Source organism: Paraburkholderia sp. EB58 (genome assembly GCF_050436665.1).
Classification (GTDB): Bacteria; Pseudomonadota; Gammaproteobacteria; order Burkholderiales; family Burkholderiaceae; genus Paraburkholderia.
On record NZ_JBNDMQ010000028.1, the window covers coordinates 112,853 to 131,353 of the forward strand.

Genomic DNA, 18,501 nt, shown 5'->3' on the forward strand with positions numbered 1-18,501 from the left:
CAAGCGGGTTAACACCCGATCCGCGCGAAGCGCGCTCGGGTCCGCTTGGCGTTAGACTGACAGGGCTCCCAGGCAAAAATAGCCGCGCTTCTCGCCCCGAAAGGGTGCAGCGGCACAACGAGGAGGTGACACCATGAGCCCGTACTTCAGACGCTCCGCCGTTTCGCTTGTTGCTTCGGTTGTTGCTTCACTTGCCTGTACGTTCGTCCCGATGGCACACGCGGCCACACCGATCACGGTGACCTCGCAAGCGGCGACGGACGGACCGATCCGCTATACCGTCAAGGTCACCTCGAAACAGTTCGGCAATGCGCAGGAAACGCGCACGATCCGCTCCGGCGAGTCCGACGATTTCACCTGGAAGACGGTGCCGCCCGGCGGCCCGATCGCAGCGGTGGACCAGTGTCCGACGGACGCGTCGCTGCCGGTCGATACCAACGGCGCGATGATCCGGCAAACGCAGATCCGCTTTGCGCCGGTGGTCGCCAACGACGGTACCGCTACCGTCCAGCTCAGCTTCCAGGCGCAGACTCCGCACGGCACCAAAAGCGTGACGAACAACGGCAAGACGCTCAAGTGTCCGAACGGCATGACCGTCAGTCAGATCGTGCGCTTTACGATGCCGACCAACGGCAGCACGAAGACGCTGACCTTGAATGACGGGACCCAGGTGGCGGTGTCGGCGAAGCGCTGAACGGCTGGCGCGCCACGCCACACACGACTAGCGTGCGGCCGCGTCGCGCTCGACCAGTCTGGATGCCAGAAACCGCTGGTCTGCGGAGAATAGCCGCCGGTACGTCAGCAACACCGCGCCTACCGTGCCGAGTGCCGATGAGGCCGCGATCAGGAACATGATCACGATCTGGTAGCGCACCGCCTGCAGCGGCGATTGACCGGCCAGCACCTGGCCTGTCATCATGCCGGGCAGACTCACGACGCCCACTACCGCCATCTGGTTGAGTGTCGGAATCATGCCGGCCCGCACGGCCTGGCGTGCGGGTCCCTGAGCGGCTTCCCAGCGCGTGGCGCCGAGCGCGAGCGCCATATCGACGCGGTCGCGGCGCGCGGTCAGCTCTTCGGTCATCCGCTCGATGCCGAGCGACACGCCGGTGAGTGTGTTACCGAGGATCATGCCGAGGATCGGAATCGCATATTGAGGCTCGTACCACGGATGGATCCTGATCACGACGAACAGGCCCACCGCCGCCACCAGCCACGAACTGACCCAGATCGACACAATGCTGTCCCTGCGCTGACCGGCATAGGTGAGCGCACCGCGTTGCGCGCCCGCGAATCCGGCGATCAAGGTCATCACCACCATCAACGGCAGCACGACAAACCAGCGGTCGAACTGGAACACCCAGCCGAGCACATAACCGATGGCCAGTAACTGGACGACGGTGCGCACGGCAGCCCAGGCCAGCTTGCGTTCGAGATCGAGCTTCAGCGCTACCGACACCGCGCCGTTCACAACGATCAGCAACGCAGCGATACCCACGTCCCAGAGGCTGAGGTTTTGCAAGGTCATTGCGCAAGCTCCGGGTTATCGCCTTGGGGCGTGGAAGGGCGGATCACCGCGGCTTCATCGAGCACGCCCGCTCGCATGGTCAGATGACGCTCGCTCATGCGTTTTGCCTGGGCCGGATCGTGCGACACCCACACCGACGCGTGTGCTTGCCCGCTGGCGTTGAACCAGGCTTCTATGAGGCCTTCGATCGCGTGGGACGACTCGGGGTCGAGCGAGGCCGTCGGTTCGTCGAGCAGCAATACTTCCGGAGCGAGTTGCAGCACGCGGATCAGCGCGGCAATCTGCGCCTCGCCGCCGGACAGTTCGCTCGCACGCTTGTCGAGAAAGCCTTCGCCCCGGCCGGCCTGGGCGGCGAGGGAGGCGGCCCGCGCGCGATCGAACCGCACATCGCGATAGACCTTGAGCGAGAACGGATAACGCAGGTTGTCCTCGACGGTGCCGTCCAGAATCGCCGGCCGTTGACGGATGTAGGCGACGTTGCGCCGGTAGCGCGTAATCGTCGCGCGTTCGACGGGTGTGCCGTGCCAGGCAACCTGTCCACCGGCGAGCGGATCGAGCAGCGCGAGTGCACGCAGAAACACGCTCTTGCCGGAGCCCGATGGCCCGGTGATGGCGACCCGGTCACCCGCATGCAGCGCAAAGCGGGTGGGTTGCAGCAGCATCTGCTTGCTTTGCGGGTCCTGCCGGGCGATGTCCGATGCCTCTGCGAGAGGAGTGTCCGTCATGGTCGGAGTTGTGGGTCATAGGTACGATGCCGCGCCGCGCCTGGCGAGCCGGCGCCGTGAAGCCTGCGCCAGAGAATATGCATAGCGCAACGGGCAACTGTACGACGGGTCAGGCGCAGTGAACCGGGCATGCTAACTGCTGTCGGATAAGCCAAACAGCAAGAACCGGAGTGTCTCATGGCAGCGTCGCGCACGATCGGCAAGATCATCGCATGGCTTGTGGCGGTGATCGTCGTCCTTATTGCCGCACTGGCGATTTTTATTCTGACGTTCGACTGGAATCGCGCGCGCCCATGGGTCGACGAGAAAGTAAGCGATGCGATCGGCCGGCAGTTTGTCATTCAGGGCGATCTGAAGTTGGGCTGGCGCCATCCGGTGGGAGAGACCGGCTGGCGCGCCTGGGTACCCTGGCCGCGTTTCTCGGCCGCCAACATCACCATAGCGAATCCCGACTGGACCAAACAGCCGCATTTCGCGACGCTCGATGAGATCGACTTCGAGGTGGCGGTGCTGCCGCTGCTCGCGCATGACATCGTGATTCCCGCCATCAATCTGGTGAACCCCTCCGTCGACCTCGAGCGGCTGCTCGACGGGCGCAATAACTGGACCTTCAAGCTGAAGTCATCGGCGGGACCTTCCGAGTGGACGCTGGATCTGCACGATATCGCCTTTGACAAGGGCACGATCGCTTTGGCGGATCAGCAGAAAAAGGTCGATATGCAAGTCGTGGTCGACACGCTCGGCCAGCCGATTCCGATCGGCGAAGTGATGAAGCAGCAAGAAGCTTCGTCGCAGAGCGCGTCGGCGCAGGTGGTCGGCAAGCAGGGCGCGAACAAGCTCGCCGCCCAGTCGAATGCGATCGCGGCGTCGGAGGCCGCGGCGGCTTCTGCGGCCGCGGCTGCATCGGGGACACCGGGTGCCTCGGGCGCATCAGTAGCAACGGGCGCATCAGGCGCATCCGCCGCCGTAGCGGCAGTACCTGGCAGCGGCGCTTCGAGCACTTCATCAGCCGGTAATCCTGCGAGTAACACGACCATGACGTCCGCGGCGTCCGCGCCGATCAACCCGGCCAGCAGCGTGGGCGCGGGCGCTCGCCCGCCGGTGCCGCCGTACGCGATCGGCTGGACCGCGAAAGGGTCGTACAACCAGACGACCGTGTCGGGCAGCGGCAAGCTGGGTGGCGTACTGGCGCTTCAGGACGTCAACCGGCCGTTCCCGCTTCAGGCTGACATCAAGTTCGGTGACTTCCTGCACGTGGCGGTAGTCGGCACAATCACTGATCCCGCCCACCTCGCAGCCGTCGATATGCGGCTGTGGGTGCAAGGCAGCAGCATGGCGCGTCTTTACGCACTGACGGGCGTGACTTTGCCCGATACGCCGCCGTATGCCACCGACGGCCGGCTAGTCGGCCAGTTCAAGCAAAGCGGCAACGTCTTCAAGTATGAAAATTTTACAGGCCGGGTGGGCGGCAGCGACCTGAACGGCTCGATGACCTACACCGCAAGCAAACCGAGGCCGCAGTTGCAGGGTGAACTGGTTTCGAACCTGTTGCAGTTCTCCGATCTCGCCCCGGTGATCGGCGCCGATTCCAATGCCAGCAAGGCCAAGCGCGGCGACGCAACGATGCAGCCGTCCAACAAGGTGCTGCCGGTCGAGCAGTTCCGCACGGACCGTTGGAAGGCGATTGACGCCGACGTCAAGTTCACCGGCCGGCGCATCATCAAGAACCCGAACCTGCCGATTACCGACGTCTACACCCACGTGGTGATGACGGATGGCGTGCTGTCGCTGGTGCCGCTGTCGTTCGGTGTGGCGGGCGGCACGCTGTCCTCGGAGATTCATCTGGACGGCAGCACGACGCCCTTGAAGGGCCGTTTTTCGACCTCGGCACGCCACCTGAAACTCAAGCAATTGTTCCCGAACTTCAAGACGATGCAAAGCGCACTCGGCGAAGTCAATGGCGACGCGTCGCTCTCCGCAACCGGCAATTCGCCGGCCGCGCTAGCGGGCACGTCGAACGGCGAAATAAAGGCACTCGTTACCGACGGAACCGTGAGCCGGCTGCTGATGGAAGCGGCCGGTCTGAACGTGGCGAACGTGATCTACGAAAAGCTGTTCGGCACGGCTGACGTGAAGATCAACTGTGCGGCCGCGGACTTTGTCGTGACCGACGGCGTGCTCGATCCACGGGTCTTCGCACTCGATACCGACGACGCTGTGATCGACATCGACGGTAACGTCAATTTGCGCGACGAGACCCTGGATCTCGGCGTGCATCCACATACGAAAGGCTTCCGCATATTTTCACTGCGCTCGCCGTTGTACGCGAAGGGGACGTTCAAGGATCCCCATGTGGGTGTGAACGCAACTGCCCTCGCGTTGCGCGGGGGCGCGATGGTCGGCCTCGGGCTGATCAACCCGTTCGCCGCCCTGATTCCGCTAATCGCACCGAGCAATAACAAGCCGCTGCCGTGTGCTCAACTGCTGGCGAGTGTGCGGACGAAGCCGGGCGCGCCGCCGCCGGGAGAGAAGGAGAAGCCACGCGCGCCGCTGTCGCTGGACGGCGCAGCGTCGGCCCCAGCTACCGCCACGGCGAAGGGCGCGGGCAAGACTGCCGCGCCGGCGGCGGTGTCGCCGGCGAGTGCTGCGTCCTATAAGGGCAGTTGAAGGGCAGTAGGAGGCGGGCTTGGATGCGGCAGCCGCAGGGCAGGCAAAACCACCGCTAGAAATGCTACCCGGATACAGGCGCAAGACACGGAAACGGGCGCAGAACGACCGCGCTCCGTACAACATGAGCGCGCCCGTCTAGCAGCGTAAGGGAAGGAAATTAACGCAGCGAGCGTGGCGCTGCGTCGCCTGCGGCGTCCTGACGCCGCACGCCGCGGCGCGGACCGCCTACCGCACGGGTGGCGCCGAATTCCGGCAGAATCCGGCCGCGGGCACGGCTCGCGAACACCAGAAACCCGAAGCCATCGGCCTCGTACCAATAGCCACCGTTTTCCAGTCCATCGAGCGGCTGTTCCAGAGCATTGGCGATCGATTCGATGCAGCGCCGGCGCAACTCGGCCGGCGCCGGATATGGCGGCTGCGCACCCCGGACACTGCATAGAAGCACGTCGAGACCAGGAAGCACATGGGCGTAGAGCACGGGCTCATCCTGCGCTCGGGCTCGCGCGATTTTGGTGTCGAGCTGGCCGAACGGTTTGAAATGCCGTAGCACGGCCAGGAACGACTCATCGCCGTCCACCTTCGCGCGCCTACGCTTTTTCGGGAAGGACATAAAAATTCGCCTGAAAAAGAATTGCAAAAAACGCAGCGTCCTCATGCGACCACTCCCGGCTTCGCGCCGCCGCACGTCGATCTTTTATAGCATACGAAAATGCCGGACTCACGGTGATTCGACGATCAATCTGCCTCACACCCATCCGCACGAATCGTGCCGAATCGCCCTGCCGCGCGCATTCGCATCCCAGCACATGCCACCAGACTTCTGTCTCCATAATAGTCGCACGGGCCGCGTAGGTGAGTCGTTCGCCATTAAAAAAAGACATTTTTATGTTAGCCAGCGCTTCAAGGCCGGCAGATTGAAATATCTCCAGTTCACCTCGATAATGGCCCGGTTCCGCTGCGGCGGTTCGGCGGCCTGCGCCGCGTGGCGGCGGCGCGCAGCCCACCACCTCCACCGCGCGGCGACCGGACAGACTACCAGGCGAACATGAAACTTTTCACCAAGGGTCTGCTGCTGATTGCCATGCCAAGCCTGGTCGAGCTGGCTTTGCTCGGTCTTGTCTTCGATACCCAGCAGCAGGCGGCACAAGCCGCACTGTGGGTGGCCAATAGCAAGCACATCCTGTATCAGTCGTCTTCGCTGATCGACCCGCTGCTGCGTCAGGCCGCGCGGGTTCGCACGGGCATGGTGGTGGGCGATCCTATGTTTATCGACCGCCGCGCAGCATGGGTCGATCTCGCCGACCGCCTCGACCGCCTCGAACAACTGGTGGTGGACACGCCGCAGCAGGCTGCCCGCGTCCGGCAGATGCGTGCCATGGTTGACGCTTACCGGGCGCAGGCGGACGCCATTTCGCAAGGCCTGCACGAAGGGCGCAGCATGGCCTCGTATGCCGCCCTCGAAGGCGGTGCCGTGCCGCGTCAGGTCGCACTGTTTCGCGATCAGCTCGACGCGTTCGTTCACGAAGAATCGCGGCTCGATGCCGAGCGCAGCGCTTCGCTCGCGCAGACGCGGGCTCGCCAGCAATATGCGCTGATCGCCGCCGTGCTCGGCTCCATGTTGATCTGGGGCATCACCGCGCTGGTGTTCGCCCGCAGCATCGGCCGCCGTCTCGAGGTGCTGACCGGCAATGCCGAGCGGCTCGGACATGGCCGGCCGTTGAGCGCGCCACTTTCGGGCAACGACGAGATCGCGGCGCTCGACGCTATCCTGCACGAGACCGGTGCGCGCCTGCGCGCCGCCGAGCAGCACCAGGCGGTGCTGAAAGCGAGGCTGGAGGCGCGCGCCAAGGAACTGGCCGGGGTCAACGAGGAGTTGCGCCAGGAGACCCAGGACAACGAGATGTTCATCTATAGCGTTTCGCATGACCTGCGCTCGCCGCTCGTCAACCTGCAAGGCTTCTCCAAGGAGCTACAGGTATCCTGCGACGAACTGCGTACGACGATTGACGCAGCCCAGTTGCCCGCGGACGAGCAGCAGCGTTTGACCAGTGTGCTGGACGGTGACGTGCGCGAGTCGCTGCACTTTTTGCGCACCGCCGTCACGCGCGCGGCGGCGATCATCGAGGCGCTGCTGCGCATCTCACGGGCCGGCCGGCTCGAGTTTCAGTGGCAGCGCGTGAGTATTGGGCGGGTGGTGGCACACATCGTGGATGGTCTGGCCGGCGCGATCGAAGCGCGCGGCGCGCTCGTCACGGTGCGTGAGTTGCCGCCTGCGTGGGGGGACCCTGGCGCGATCGAACAGATCTTCAGTAATCTGATTGGCAATGCGCTTAACTTTCTAGACCCGGATCGAGTGGGCCGCATCGAGGTCGGCGCATGTGAGCCGGAACCGGTGGACGAGCGCCAACCGCCGGTGCTCCGCACACGCACGTATTATGTACGCGATAACGGGCTCGGCATTCCGGCGGCGTATATGTCCAAGGTGTTCCGGGCCTTCCAGCGCCTGCATGGCGAGGTGGCGAAAGGTGAGGGCATTGGGCTCGCGCTGGTGCGGCGCATGGTCGAGCGGCATGGCGGCCGTGTCTGGGTGGAGTCGGCCGAGGGCGCCGGCTCGACGTTTTTTGTCGTGCTGCCCGAACAGCCGGCGCGTCTGTGAGCTGGGCCGCCCGGACCGGTGGACCGGCGCACGGACTAATCTGACAGACCTGAAACACAAACAAAGGGTCACGCACCTGCTAACCGCAGGCACGGAGGCAGTATGAAGAATGGGGAAACGGTCAGTATCATTCTGATCGAGGACGACGACGGGCATGCAACCCTCGTCGAACGCAATTTACGCCGTGCGGGCATCTCGAACGGTTTCCTGCGGTTTGCCGACGGGCAGCAGGCGCTGGATTACTTTTTTGGCGATCCTCCGAGCGGGAACGTGGCCAGCAAATATCCGCCGCGCCAGGATCTGACGAACTTCGTCGTGCTACTCGATCTGAAGATGCCGCGCGTGGACGGCTTCGAAGTGTTGCGCCGCCTGAAAGAAGCGCCGCAAACGGCGGCCGTGCCGGTGATCGTCCTGACGACCACGGACGATCCGCGCGAAATCGAACGCTGCTATGAACTGGGTTGCAATGTCTACATCACGAAACCGGTCGAATATGACGCTTTTATTGAGGCGGTGCGCCGTCTCGGTTTTTTCCTGCAGGTGGTGAAGCTGCCGCAGGGCCAGCGGCTGGCCGCGTCGTAAGAGGCATAGCAGCGTGAAGTCTGCCAGCGTAGATCTAGCCAACGAAGAACCAGCATGACCGAAGACGTATCCACGCCGCCAGCGGCCTATGTGCTTGTCGTCGATGACGACGAGGGCATCTTGCGCCTTGCGCGCAAGTCGCTCCAGCGGGCCGGTTGCAGGGTGGCGCTCTGCTCTGATGTCACGAGCGCCCGCGAGCGGATCGCCAGCGGCGAGCCGGACCTGCTCGTGCTCGACTACCAGCTCAATGGCGCGGAGACCGGGCTCGATTTCTTCCGCCGTCTGCGTGCTGAAGGCGTGCGGATTCCGGCCATCCTCGTCACGGGTTTCACGGACGAGTCGCGCGTGATCGAGGCGCTGCGTTCCGGCGTGTCGGACGTGGTGCCAAAGTCCGGCGATTACCTCGACTATCTGCCGGAAGCAGTCGAGCGCGTGCTCTCCCAGGTGCGCCTGCAAAAGGCCTCCGCCGAGGCGGTGTTGTTGCGCGACCGCGAACTGCATTACCGCACCTTGTCGGAGGCGTTGCCGCACCTTGTTCTGACGTGCAGCGCCAACGGCGATTGCGACTTTCTGTCGAAACAGTGGCTGGAGTACACGGGTCTCGATGAAGGTCACTCGTATGGTCTCGCGTGGCTCGAGGCCGTCCATGCGGACGATCGCGAGGAAATCCGCCAGACCTGGCTGAAGGCGGTCAGGAGCGACGCCGGCGACTATCGGCATGAACTGCGGATTCGCCGCCATGACGGCGAATATCGTTGGTTCGACGCACGTATCGTCGCCATGCGAGACTCCGACGGCGTGGTCAGAAAATGGTTCGGCAGTTGCACGGACATCCATCCGCAGCGCGAGGCCATCGAGGAGCGCGAGCGGTTGCTCGCCTCGGAGCAGGCCGCGCGGCACGCCGCTGAAGAGGCGAACCGTGCCAAAGACCGTTTTCTGGCGATGCTCTCGCATGAACTGCGCACACCGCTCACGCCGGTGCTGGCTGGGGCGAGAGTGCTCGAACTGATCCCCGAGCTGCCTGAACAGGCGCGCTCGTGCGTGCTGATGATCCGCCGCAACGTGGAACTCGAGGCGCGTCTGATCGACGATCTGCTCGATCTCACCCGGGTGGCGAACGGCAAGCTGCGTCTGTCGCTCGAAACGGTGGACGTGCATGAGGTGATCGACAGCGTGCTCGAACTGTTTCGCAGTGAGATTCAGGTCAAGCAGCAGGACGTCCACGTCGACAAGGTCGCTCAGCATCACTACGTGCTGGCGGATCGCGCGCGGCTGCAGCAGATGCTGTGGAACCTTATTCGCAATGCCGCCAAGTTCACGCCGGATGGTGGCCACATTTACGTGCGCACGCGCGACGAGCGGATGCACGTGCAGATCTCGATCGAGGATACCGGGATCGGCATCGAACCCGAGCAGATCGGCAAGCTCTTCAATGCGTTCGAGCAGGGCAACCAGAACATGACCCAGCAATTCGGTGGGCTGGGGTTGGGGCTGGCCATTACGAAAGCGTTGACCGATGTCCACGGCGGCACGGTGATGGCGCAGAGTCCGGGCGCGCACTGCGGCGCGACCTTTACGATCACTTTGCCGACGGCCACCAAACCCGTGGAGGAAGCGATTGTGGCGGCGCCGACGGTGCGGCATCCAGCCGGCCCGCTGACGATCCTGCTGATCGAGGACCATGTGGACACTGCCGAGGTGATGGCGCAACTGATCCGCGGCCTGGGCCACGAGGTGACCGTGGTGGGGCTCGTTGCTGACGCGCTGGCTGCCACGCAGTCGGCGAGCTTCGATCTGATCGTGAGCGACGTTGGCTTGCCGGACGGCACGGGGCTTGATTTCATCAAGGCGTTCCGCGAGCACGCGGATGTGCCGGCTGTGGCCTTGACGGGCTTCGGCACCGATGAGGACGTGCGCCGCTGCCTCGGCGCAGGATTCACCTCGCATCTGACCAAGCCGGTCAACTTCGGGCAACTCGAACAGTTGATTGAAAGTGCGGCTAACCTGAAGGGCGAAAAGACAGCGGGCCCCGATTCCACGTAGTGCGAACTGTTGGCAAACGGGGCCCCGCGCTTAAGCCATGCGCGGCGAGCAACAAAAAGGCCTGCTGCGAATTGTCTCGCAGCAGGCCTTTTGTTTGAGTCCGTCTGATGCAGCGCCCGTTAGGGCTCAGAGATGCATCAGCGTGGCGCGTTCTTCAAGGAATCGCGAATTTCACGCAGCAGCAGCACGTCTTCCGGCGTCGGTGCAGGCGGCGGCGCTTCAGCGGGGGCGGGCTTGCGCAGGTTGTTGATGAACTTCACCATCAGGAAAATGATGAACGCGAGGATGATGAAGTTGATCAGCACCGTGATGAACGAACCATAGCCGAACACGGCCACACCCGCGGTTTGCAGGTCTTTGTACGACTCGGGGCTGCCCTTGAAGGTCGGCGGAATCTCACCGAGGCGGACGAACTTGTTGGAGAAGTCGAGGCCACCGGTGGCGAGGCCGACGACCGGCATGATCAGGTCTTTGACAATTGAATTAACAATCGTGGAGAACGCGCCGCCGATAATCACACCGACCGCGAGATCCATTACGTTGCCTTTGAGGGCAAACTCCTTGAACTCCTTGACCATGCTCATCGGGGATTCCTCCATGAAGTCGATGGCGCCATGATAGCCAACGTCAGGAGGATAGGGTAGTGCTTTGGTCTTGAAACCTATGACACAAGCAACTATGACTCAAGGGCGCGGGCGCGCTCGATATGCGCTGCAAAGCTGACCGGGTCTATGTTGGTACCACACAGCAGCACACCGACGCGCTTGCCTTGCAGCGTTTCGCGCAACGGGCCGAGCAAGGCGGCGGTGGCGGCCGCGCAGGCCGGTTCCACCGCAAGTTTCAGTTGCGTGAAGAGCGTCAGCATGGCCGAACGCAACTGGTTGTCCGTGACCGTTACCAGCCGGTCGATGTGACGCCTGCACAATTCATAACTGTACTGTTCGGTATGCGGCGCCATCAGCGAATCTGCAATGCTGTGCATGTGGCCGAGTTTCACCGTATGGTTGGCGGCAAAGCTCTTGCCCATGGCGTCCGACCCGTCGGGCTCAACGCCAAACACATGGATGCGCGGATTGGCAAGCCGCAGAGCGGTCGAGACACCTGCGGCGAGACCGCCGCCGCCGATCGGCACGATCACGGCGTCCAGATCCGGAGTTTGCGTGGCCCACTCGTAGCCGAGCGTGGAGGTACCGAGCACGGTGCGATAGCCGTTATACGGATGCACGAAGTAGCGGCCTTCTTCGGCCTCGATGCGACGGACGATCTCGAACGCTTCGGTGGCGTTCTCGGCCATTACCATCTCTGCGCCGTACTGTCGGCATAACGCGATGCGCGCTGGATTCGCCGAACGGAACACGACAACCTTCGCGCTGGTGCCAAGCCTCATGGCGGCATAGGCGACCGCGACCGCATGATTGCCGCCCGACACGCAGGTGACGCCGGCACTGCGTTGCGCTTCATCAAGTGCGAGCAGATTCGTGAACGCTCCACGCGTCTTGAAGCTGCCCCCCGCCTGCAACAGTTCGAACTTGAAATTCACCACCGTGCCTTCCAGCGACGGGAAGTCCAGTTTGTCGAACACCGGCGTGCGTGCGACCCACGGTGTCAACGCAAAATGCTGCGTGGCGATGTCGTCGAGCGTGGGAATCGGCTCGCCGTCGATCGTGTGGTCGGTATGCTGCGGCGTGGCGGTGGACATGGCGTGTGAAGAGAGCGTTCGTTATGTTTTGAGTCGGGTAGCCTGGTTCAGTTCAGTTCGATTTTGTCCATGCATGGTTGACTGGATTCGATGTAATCGCAGTTCAGTCATGGGCTCATAGCAGGCTCATTCGCAGGTTTCAGCGACGCTTCAATCGTATTCGCACACACTCAATGCGAGTGTGCGTCAACCGACATGCTGTGGATGAACTTGCCGAGGAAGCGCTCACAGGCGGCGAGTTGCTCGAGTGCGACGAACTCATTGGCCTTGTGCGCCTGCTCGATGTTGCCAGGACCGCACACGATGCTCGGAATACCCGCCAGCGAAAAAAGTCCCGCTTCGGTGCCGTAGGCCACCTTGCGTTTGTCCTGATCCGCGGTCAACGCACGCACGAGCTGGGTGATGGCGGCCTGCTCCGACGAATCGAGCCCAGGGGCTGCGGCAATCTTCGAGATTTCGATGGCGGCGGACGGGTGCTCGCGCAACATTTTCGGCAGCAGCGTTTCGCGGGCGTACTGATCAATGCGCGCGAAAATCGGTTCCGGGTCGAGCGTCGGCAGATTGCGGAATTCGAACTGGAAGCGGCATTCGGCCGGCACCGTGTTGATCGCGTTACCGCCTTCGATGGTGCTGGTCTGCGCGGTCGTGAACGGCACGTCGTAGAGTTCGTCGAACGGGCCTTGTTCGCGGAACTGATCCGCCATGTCGCGGATGTAGCAGATGAGACGCGCGGCGTACTCGATGGCGTTCAGTCCCTTCGGCGTCAACGAGGAATGCGCGGCCTGGCCGCGCACGCAGCACTGGTACGCATTGATGCCCTTGTGCGCGATGATCGGACGCATACTGGTCGGTTCGCCCACAATGCAGCCGTCCGGCTTGATGCCGCGTTTCATCAGGTCTGCGATCAAAAGCGGCGCGCCGACGCAGCCGACTTCCTCGTCGAACGACAAGGCGAGGTGAATCGGCTTGGCAAGCTTCGTGCGCTGCATTTCGGGCACGAGCGTCAGCGCCGCGCCGATAAAGCCTTTCATGTCGCAAGTGCCGCGACCGTACAGTTTGTCGTCGCGGATTTCGGGCTTGAACGGATCGCTGTCCCACTTCTGGCCGTCAACCGGTACGACGTCGGTATGGCCGGACAGCACGATGCCGCCGTTGGTCTCGCCGTCGTGCGCAGGAATGGTGGCGAACAGATTGGCCCATTTACCGCTGGCGTCGTGTGTGAGCGTGCCTTCGATGCCGAGCGCGCGCAGTTCGTCGCGCACGGTTTCGATGAGGCCCAGATTCGGATTGCGGCTCACCGTATCCATCGATACGAGGCGTGTGACCCAGGGAAGCGAAACGGGGGAAGAAGGCGAGGCGGACGATGCGGGCGTTTGTGCGGGACGCGCTGATTCAGCGACGTGGGACATGACAAGACTCCAGCTTTTAAGTCTTTCGATCATACCGAAAAAACGCTGGTCCGGCCAAACCACCAATATGCCGGGTGCGTCTTGCGCACCGCAGCATAGTGGGTGGGAGCTACAGGTTACCGCTCAGCGTGCAGCGGCGGCTGCCGTCCCCCGCGTGGGCGAACCCAGCGCGCGCAACGTCTCTTTCACGGTGGCCACACGCACCGCCAGATCGGGGGTGCGCGTCTCGATGCGCAGTTTGTCCTGCCCGGCGAGCTTGATGTGCTTATGCTTCTGCACCATTTCGATGATCCGCATCGCGTCGACAGGCGGATTGGGGATGAATTGCAGACCGATGACCGCTTCGCCGGCATCGATCTTCGAAATGCCGAGCGGTTTTGCGGCGAGGCGCAGACGATGCGTTTCGACCAGCGCGTGGGCCTGCGGTGGCAATTTGCCGAAACGGTCGATCAGTTCCTCCTGGATGCCGTCGATCGAATCGTTATGTTCGCAGTTTGCGAGGCGCTTGTAGAGCGATAGCCGCTCCTGCACGTCGGCGCAGTAGTCTGCGGGCAGGATTGCCGGGGCGTGGAGATTGATCTCGGTGGTGGCCGCGAGCGGCGCCGTGAGATCGGGTTCCTTGCCTTCCTTGAGTGCTTTCACGGCGTCATTCAGCATGTCGGTATAGAGCTGGAAGCCGATCTCCTGAATTTCACCCGATTGCTTGTCGCCAAGCACTTCACCCGTGCCGCGAATTTCGAGGTCGTGCATGGCCAGATAGAAGCCCGAGCCCAGTTCTTCCATCTGCTGGATGGCTTCGAGCCGACGCTGCGCCTGCTTGGTCAAGCCTTGCGGGTCGTGCACCAGTAGATACGAATACGCCTGGTGATGGGAGCGTCCCACGCGCCCGCGCAACTGGTGCAACTGCGCGAGGCCGAACTTGTCGGAGCGGTGAATCAGGATCGTATTGGCGCTCGGCACGTCAATGCCGGTTTCGATGATCGTCGTACAGAGCAGCACGTTGGCGCGCTGCGCGACGAAATCGCGCATCACCCGTTCGAGTTCGCGCTCGTGCATCTGACCATGGGCGACCGCAATGCGCGCTTCGGGGACGAGCGCTTCGAGCATCTGCCGGCGGTTCTCAATCGTTTCGACTTCGTTATGCAGGAAGTAGACCTGGCCGCCCCGTTTCAACTCGCGCAGCATGGCTTCGCGGATCACGCCGTCTTCTTCGCGGCGCACGAAGGTTTTGATTGCGAGGCGCTTTTGCGGCGCGGTGGCAATGACCGAAAAATCGCGCAGGCCCTCGAGCGCCATGCCGAGCGTGCGCGGGATTGGCGTGGCGGTGAGTGTCAGCACGTCGACTTCAGCCCGCAGAGCCTTCAACGCTTCCTTCTGGCGCACGCCGAAACGGTGCTCCTCGTCGATGATGACGAGCCCAAGACGTTTGAACTGCACATCCGAGGACAGCAGCTTATGCGTGCCGATCACGATATCGACGCTGCCATCGTTGATCTGATGGATCGAGGCGCTGACTTCCTTGGTCGACTTGAAGCGCGACAGTTCGGCGATGCGCACCGGCCAGTCGGAGAAGCGGTCCGTGAAGGTTTGGGTGTGCTGCTCGGCGAGCAGCGTGGTAGGCGACAGCAGTGCGACCTGCTTGCCGCCCATCACGGCGATGAAGGCCGCGCGCAACGCGACTTCGGTCTTGCCGAAACCGACGTCGCCGCAGACGAGACGATCCATCGGCTTGCCGCTCGTCATATCGCCGATCACGGCGGCAATCGCCGCGGCTTGATCGGGGGTTTCTTCGAAGCCGAAGCTTTCCGCAAACTTCACGTAGTCGCGCGGATCGAGCTTGAACGCATGGCCTTCGCGCGCCGCGCGCCGGGCGTACAGATTGAGCAGTTCGGCGGCGGTGTCGCGAATCTGCTGGGCGGCTTTGCGTTTGGCCTTTTCCCACTGGCCCGAGCCGAGCGAGTGCAGCGGTGCGCTTTCGGGATCGGCGCCGCTATAGCGCGAGATGACGTGCAACTGTGCGACCGGCACGTACAGCTTGCTCTCGCCCGCATATTCGAGGTGCAGGAACTCGGTTTCGCCTTCGCCGAGATCCATCGTCACCAGCCCCATATAGCGGCCGATGCCATGTTGCGAATGCACGACCGGATCGCCCACCTTGAGCTCGGACAGGTCGCGCACCATCGAATCGACGTTGCTCGCCTGTTCCTGGCGACGCCGTCCGCTGCGGCGCGCGAGTGGGCCGTACAGTTCGGTTTCGGTGATGATGGCGATGCCTTCGGCCGGCACCGCAAAGCCGCTGGACAGCGGCGCGACGCCGAGCGCGAAGCGTTCATCGCCGGTCAACCAGTCGTTGAAGCTGTCGCTCGAAGTCGGCCGCAGACGGTTGTCGGCCAGCAGTTGCAACAGGGTTTCACGCCGGCCGGCAGACTCTGCAGCGAACAGCACACGATTCGGCGTCGTCTCCAGATAGGCTCGCAGCGCCTCGACGGGATCTTCCGCGTGACGATCGATGGCCAGGTTCGGCAGCGGGGTGGACCAGCCGCCGCCGGCATTGGCCGGCAGCACGAGACGCGCGAACGGCTTGGCGAGTGTGAAGAAGTCTTCGTCTGAAAGGAACAGGCGCTGCGGTTCGAGAATCGGCCGGTCGCGGTCGTGCGAGAGGAAATTGTGGCGCTGCTTCGTGTCGTTCGTGAAGCGTTTGATGGCCGCATCCAGATCGCCGACGAACGCCAACTGGGCGCGCTCGGGCAGATAGTGGAACAGCGTCGCGGTTTCTTCGAAGAAGAGCGGCAGATAGTATTCGATGCCCGCCGACGGCACGCCGTTGCCGATATCTTTATAGATCGACGCGCGGCTCGGGTCACCTTCGAACACTTCGCGCCAGCGGCTGCGAAAGGCGGTGCGGGAAGCTTCATCGAAGGGGAATTCGCGGCCGGGCAAGAGACGGACGTCCTTCACCGGATAGAGACTGCGCTGCGTGTCGGGGTCGAAGGCGCGGATCGAGTCGACCTGATCGTCGAACAGGTCGATCCGGTACGGCAGCGGCGAACCCATCGGATACAGGTCGAGCAGCGAGCCGCGCACGCAATATTCGCCCGGACGCACCACCTGGCTTACGTGTTCGTAGCCGGCCAGCGTCAACTGGGCCTTCAGCTTGGCCTCGTCGAGACGCTCGCCCTGCGAGAACGAAAACGTGTAGGCCGCCATGAAAGAGGCAGGCGGCATGCGGTAGAGCGCGGTGGTGGCCGGCACCAGCAGGATGTCGCAACGGCCTTCACCGAGGTCATGCAGGGTGGCGAGGCGCTCGGAGACGAGATCCTGGTGAGGCGAGAAAGTATCGTAAGGCAGCGTTTCCCAGTCGGGCAGCAGGCGCACCCGGGCTTCGGGCGCGAAGAAGCCGATTTCCTGAGCGAGCCGCTGGGCGTCCACTGCGCTCGAGCAGACGACGGCAAGGAGCGGCACCTGTTCGCGGTAGGCGAGGTGGTAGCGGGCGACCAGCAGGGCATCGGACGAGCCGTGCGTGCCGTCGAAGGCGAAACGCTGGCCGGCCTTGACGAGCGCGACGGGCGAAGAGGACTGCGATGATGCGGCGATGTCTGGCATAAAGGGGAAAAGGCGGCCGGTGGGTCACACGTGAGCGGCAAGTTTACGCGTGTCATGGCGTGGATGCGAAGGACCTATTATAAAATCCGTCCTTTACTTTGACTTTTGCGGCGTCCGCACCAGTGACTTCACGTCTTTTTGCTCTGATTCCGTGTGCAGGCACCGGCAGCCGGTCCGGCGCCACGATGCCCAAACAATATCGCACTGTAGCCGGTCGCGACATGCTGCACTATTCATTGGCCGCCTTCGACGCGTGCAGCGAGTTCGCGCAGACGCTGGTGGTGATTGCCCCGGACGACCAGCATTTCGACGCCCGCCGCTTTGCCGGCCTGCGTTTCGCGGTGCGCCGCTGTGGCGGAGCCTCACGCCAGGCGTCGGTGCTGAACGGCCTGCACGCGCTAGTCGAATTCGGTGCTCGCGACGACGACTGGGTGCTGGTCCACGACGCCGCGCGGCCGGGCATTACGCCGTTGCTGATCCGCACGTTGACTGGCGCGCTGAAAGACGACGCGGTGGGCGGCATCATGGCGCTACCGGTGGCGGATACGTTAAAGCGGATTGAGCCGGACAGCGGGGCACGGATTGAGCGGACCGAACCGCGCGATGGGCTGTGGCAGGCGCAGACACCGCAGATGTTCCGGATTGGCATGTTGCGCGAGGCGATTTTGCGGGCGCAGCAGGATGGACACGACCTGACGGACGAGGCGAGCGCGATTGAGTGGCTGGGCCACGCGCCGCGGCTGGTGCAGGGCAGTTTGCGCAATTTCAAGGTTACGTATCCGGAAGATTTCGACCTGGCCGAGGCGATTCTTAGCCGGCCGGCGGCTTCCTGAAGAGTTTCATTGTTGATAACCGGACTTCAAGCTATGGATTTCAGAATCGGACAAGGGTACGACGTACACGCGCTCGTAGAGGGGCGGCCGCTTATTATTGGCGGGGTGACGGTGCCTTATGAGAGGGGCTTGCTGGGGCATTCGGATGCGGATGTGCTGTTGCATGCGATTACCGATGCTCTTTTTGGCGCTGCCGCGCTGGGGGATATTGGGCGGCATTTTTCTGATACGGATGCCAAGTTTGCTGGGGCCGATAGTCGTGTGCTTTTGCGGGAGTGCGCGGTTCGGGTTGCTCAGGCTGGGTTTGCTATTGGGAACGTGGATAGTACTGTGATTGCGCAGGCGCCTAAGCTCTCGCCTCATATTGAAGCTATGCGCGTTAATATTGCTGAAGATCTGAAGCTGCCGCTTGATCGGGTTAATGTTAAAGCTAAGACTAATGAGAAGCTCGGGTATCTTGGCAGGGCTGAAGGGATCGAGGCTCAGGCTGCGGTTTTGTTAATCAGGAAGTGACTCGTTTTTTTGCCTGCCGGCGGCTTGGTGGTTTGCGTATGGCGTTGGCGTTTGTCTGTTTGCCTACGGCGTTGGCCTTTCCTTGCATTGTTATCGGTCTATTAGCTTTGCCCCTGTGCGGGGCGGCACTTACTTTCTTTGCCGCCGGTGTGTGTCAAGGTAGTTGTCGCGTGAACCGCTATGCTGCGTGTTTGTACATTTCGGCCGAGGCCCGGGTTCGCTCCGGATTCAGATAGACCG

General features: G+C 62.8%; 14 protein-coding genes. 7 read left to right on the plus strand and 7 right to left on the minus strand.

Features of this window, described 5'->3' with window-relative positions:
- The first annotated feature begins 133 nt into the window (after window positions 1-133).
- On the plus strand, window positions 134-694 hold the full coding sequence (locus tag P3T40_RS31935; RefSeq protein ID WP_429271709.1) for a DUF6013 family protein: 561 nt from the start codon (window positions 134-136) through the stop codon (window positions 692-694).
- Between the two features lie 27 nt (window positions 695-721).
- On the opposite strand, the gene P3T40_RS31940 is transcribed toward P3T40_RS31935, so the two are convergent.
- Window positions 722-1,528, minus strand: a complete 807-nt coding sequence (locus P3T40_RS31940) for an ABC transporter permease (protein WP_429271710.1) — start codon at window positions 1,526-1,528, stop codon at window positions 722-724.
- On the minus strand, window positions 1,525-2,253 hold the full coding sequence (locus P3T40_RS31945; protein WP_429271711.1) for an ABC transporter ATP-binding protein: 729 nt from the start codon (window positions 2,251-2,253) through the stop codon (window positions 1,525-1,527). Before P3T40_RS31945 ends, P3T40_RS31940 begins: the two co-directional genes overlap by 4 nt.
- 177 nt (window positions 2,254-2,430) lie before the next feature.
- On the opposite strand from P3T40_RS31945, the gene P3T40_RS31950 reads away from it, so the two are divergent.
- Window positions 2,431-4,920, plus strand: coding sequence for an AsmA family protein (locus P3T40_RS31950; protein ID WP_429271712.1), 2,490 nt, complete (start codon window positions 2,431-2,433; stop codon window positions 4,918-4,920).
- Window positions 4,921-5,080: 160 nt separating this feature from the next.
- Here the strand turns inward: P3T40_RS31950 and P3T40_RS31955 are convergent, their stop codons facing one another.
- Window positions 5,081-5,578 carry a hypothetical protein gene (locus P3T40_RS31955; RefSeq protein WP_429271713.1) on the minus strand — a complete coding sequence of 166 codons (498 nt, stop codon included), beginning with the start codon at window positions 5,576-5,578 and terminating at the stop codon, window positions 5,081-5,083.
- A gap of 390 nt (window positions 5,579-5,968) precedes the next feature.
- On the opposite strand from P3T40_RS31955, the gene P3T40_RS31960 reads away from it, so the two are divergent.
- The 3 genes from P3T40_RS31960 to P3T40_RS31970 all read left to right on the plus strand — a co-directional run bounded on the left by P3T40_RS31960 (window position 5,969) and on the right by P3T40_RS31970 (window position 10,204).
- Window positions 5,969-7,579, plus strand: coding sequence for a sensor histidine kinase (locus P3T40_RS31960; RefSeq protein ID WP_429271714.1), 1,611 nt, complete (start codon window positions 5,969-5,971; stop codon window positions 7,577-7,579).
- Between the two features lie 102 nt (window positions 7,580-7,681).
- The gene (locus tag P3T40_RS31965) at window positions 7,682-8,161 is read left to right on the plus strand and encodes a response regulator (RefSeq protein ID WP_429271715.1); all 480 of its coding nucleotides are present in this window, start codon (window positions 7,682-7,684) and stop codon (window positions 8,159-8,161) included.
- Between the two features lie 54 nt (window positions 8,162-8,215).
- Complete coding sequence (locus P3T40_RS31970) at window positions 8,216-10,204, plus strand: response regulator (protein WP_429271716.1); 1,989 nt, start codon at window positions 8,216-8,218, stop codon at window positions 10,202-10,204.
- 137 nt (window positions 10,205-10,341) lie between these two features.
- Here P3T40_RS31970 and mscL read toward each other — a convergent pair whose 3' ends face one another.
- From mscL to mfd, 4 genes are all read right to left on the minus strand, one after another.
- Window positions 10,342-10,788, minus strand: a complete 447-nt coding sequence (gene mscL, locus P3T40_RS31975; RefSeq protein WP_429271717.1) for a large conductance mechanosensitive channel protein MscL — start codon at window positions 10,786-10,788, stop codon at window positions 10,342-10,344.
- A gap of 92 nt (window positions 10,789-10,880) precedes the next feature.
- The gene (locus P3T40_RS31980; protein WP_429271718.1) at window positions 10,881-11,903 is read right to left on the minus strand and encodes a threonine/serine dehydratase; all 1,023 of its coding nucleotides are present in this window, start codon (window positions 11,901-11,903) and stop codon (window positions 10,881-10,883) included.
- Between the two features lie 170 nt (window positions 11,904-12,073).
- Window positions 12,074-13,312, minus strand: a complete 1,239-nt coding sequence (gene argE, locus P3T40_RS31985) for an acetylornithine deacetylase (protein WP_429271719.1) — start codon at window positions 13,310-13,312, stop codon at window positions 12,074-12,076.
- A gap of 123 nt (window positions 13,313-13,435) precedes the next feature.
- Window positions 13,436-16,915 carry a transcription-repair coupling factor gene (mfd, locus tag P3T40_RS31990; protein ID WP_429271720.1) on the minus strand — a complete coding sequence of 1,160 codons (3,480 nt, stop codon included), beginning with the start codon at window positions 16,913-16,915 and terminating at the stop codon, window positions 13,436-13,438.
- 122 nt (window positions 16,916-17,037) lie between these two features.
- On the opposite strand from mfd, the gene ispD reads away from it, so the two are divergent.
- Window positions 17,038-17,748, plus strand: coding sequence for a 2-C-methyl-D-erythritol 4-phosphate cytidylyltransferase (gene ispD, locus P3T40_RS31995; RefSeq protein ID WP_429271721.1), 711 nt, complete (start codon window positions 17,038-17,040; stop codon window positions 17,746-17,748).
- Between the two features lie 33 nt (window positions 17,749-17,781).
- Window positions 17,782-18,261 (plus strand): 2-C-methyl-D-erythritol 2,4-cyclodiphosphate synthase, encoded by a 480-nt coding sequence (gene ispF / locus P3T40_RS32000; RefSeq protein WP_429271722.1) that lies wholly within the window; start codon window positions 17,782-17,784, stop codon window positions 18,259-18,261.
- Window positions 18,262-18,501: the final 240 nt, after the last annotated feature.

Excerpts from the sequence above, each read along its gene's own strand:
- P3T40_RS31965 (WP_429271715.1), top strand. The coding sequence starts at position 7,682 with ATGAAGAATGGGGAAACGGTCAGTATCATTCTGATCGAGGACGACGAC.
- P3T40_RS31970 (WP_429271716.1), top strand. The coding sequence starts at position 8,216 with ATGACCGAAGACGTATCCACGCCGCCAGCGGCCTATGTGCTTGTCGTC.
- mfd (WP_429271720.1), bottom strand. The coding sequence starts at position 16,915 with ATGCCAGACATCGCCGCATCATCGCAGTCCTCTTCGCCCGTCGCGCTC.
- mscL (WP_429271717.1), bottom strand. The coding sequence starts at position 10,788 with ATGAGCATGGTCAAGGAGTTCAAGGAGTTTGCCCTCAAAGGCAACGTA.
- P3T40_RS31940 (WP_429271710.1), bottom strand. The coding sequence starts at position 1,528 with ATGACCTTGCAAAACCTCAGCCTCTGGGACGTGGGTATCGCTGCGTTG.
- argE (WP_429271719.1), bottom strand. The coding sequence starts at position 13,312 with ATGTCCCACGTCGCTGAATCAGCGCGTCCCGCACAAACGCCCGCATCG.
- P3T40_RS31935 (WP_429271709.1), top strand. The coding sequence starts at position 134 with ATGAGCCCGTACTTCAGACGCTCCGCCGTTTCGCTTGTTGCTTCGGTT.
- P3T40_RS31955 (WP_429271713.1), bottom strand. The coding sequence starts at position 5,578 with ATGAGGACGCTGCGTTTTTTGCAATTCTTTTTCAGGCGAATTTTTATG.
- P3T40_RS31960 (WP_429271714.1), top strand. The coding sequence starts at position 5,969 with ATGAAACTTTTCACCAAGGGTCTGCTGCTGATTGCCATGCCAAGCCTG.
- P3T40_RS31945 (WP_429271711.1), bottom strand. The coding sequence starts at position 2,253 with ATGACGGACACTCCTCTCGCAGAGGCATCGGACATCGCCCGGCAGGAC.
- P3T40_RS31980 (WP_429271718.1), bottom strand. The coding sequence starts at position 11,903 with ATGTCCACCGCCACGCCGCAGCATACCGACCACACGATCGACGGCGAG.
- ispF (WP_429271722.1), top strand. The coding sequence starts at position 17,782 with ATGGATTTCAGAATCGGACAAGGGTACGACGTACACGCGCTCGTAGAG.
- P3T40_RS31950 (WP_429271712.1), top strand. The coding sequence starts at position 2,431 with ATGGCAGCGTCGCGCACGATCGGCAAGATCATCGCATGGCTTGTGGCG.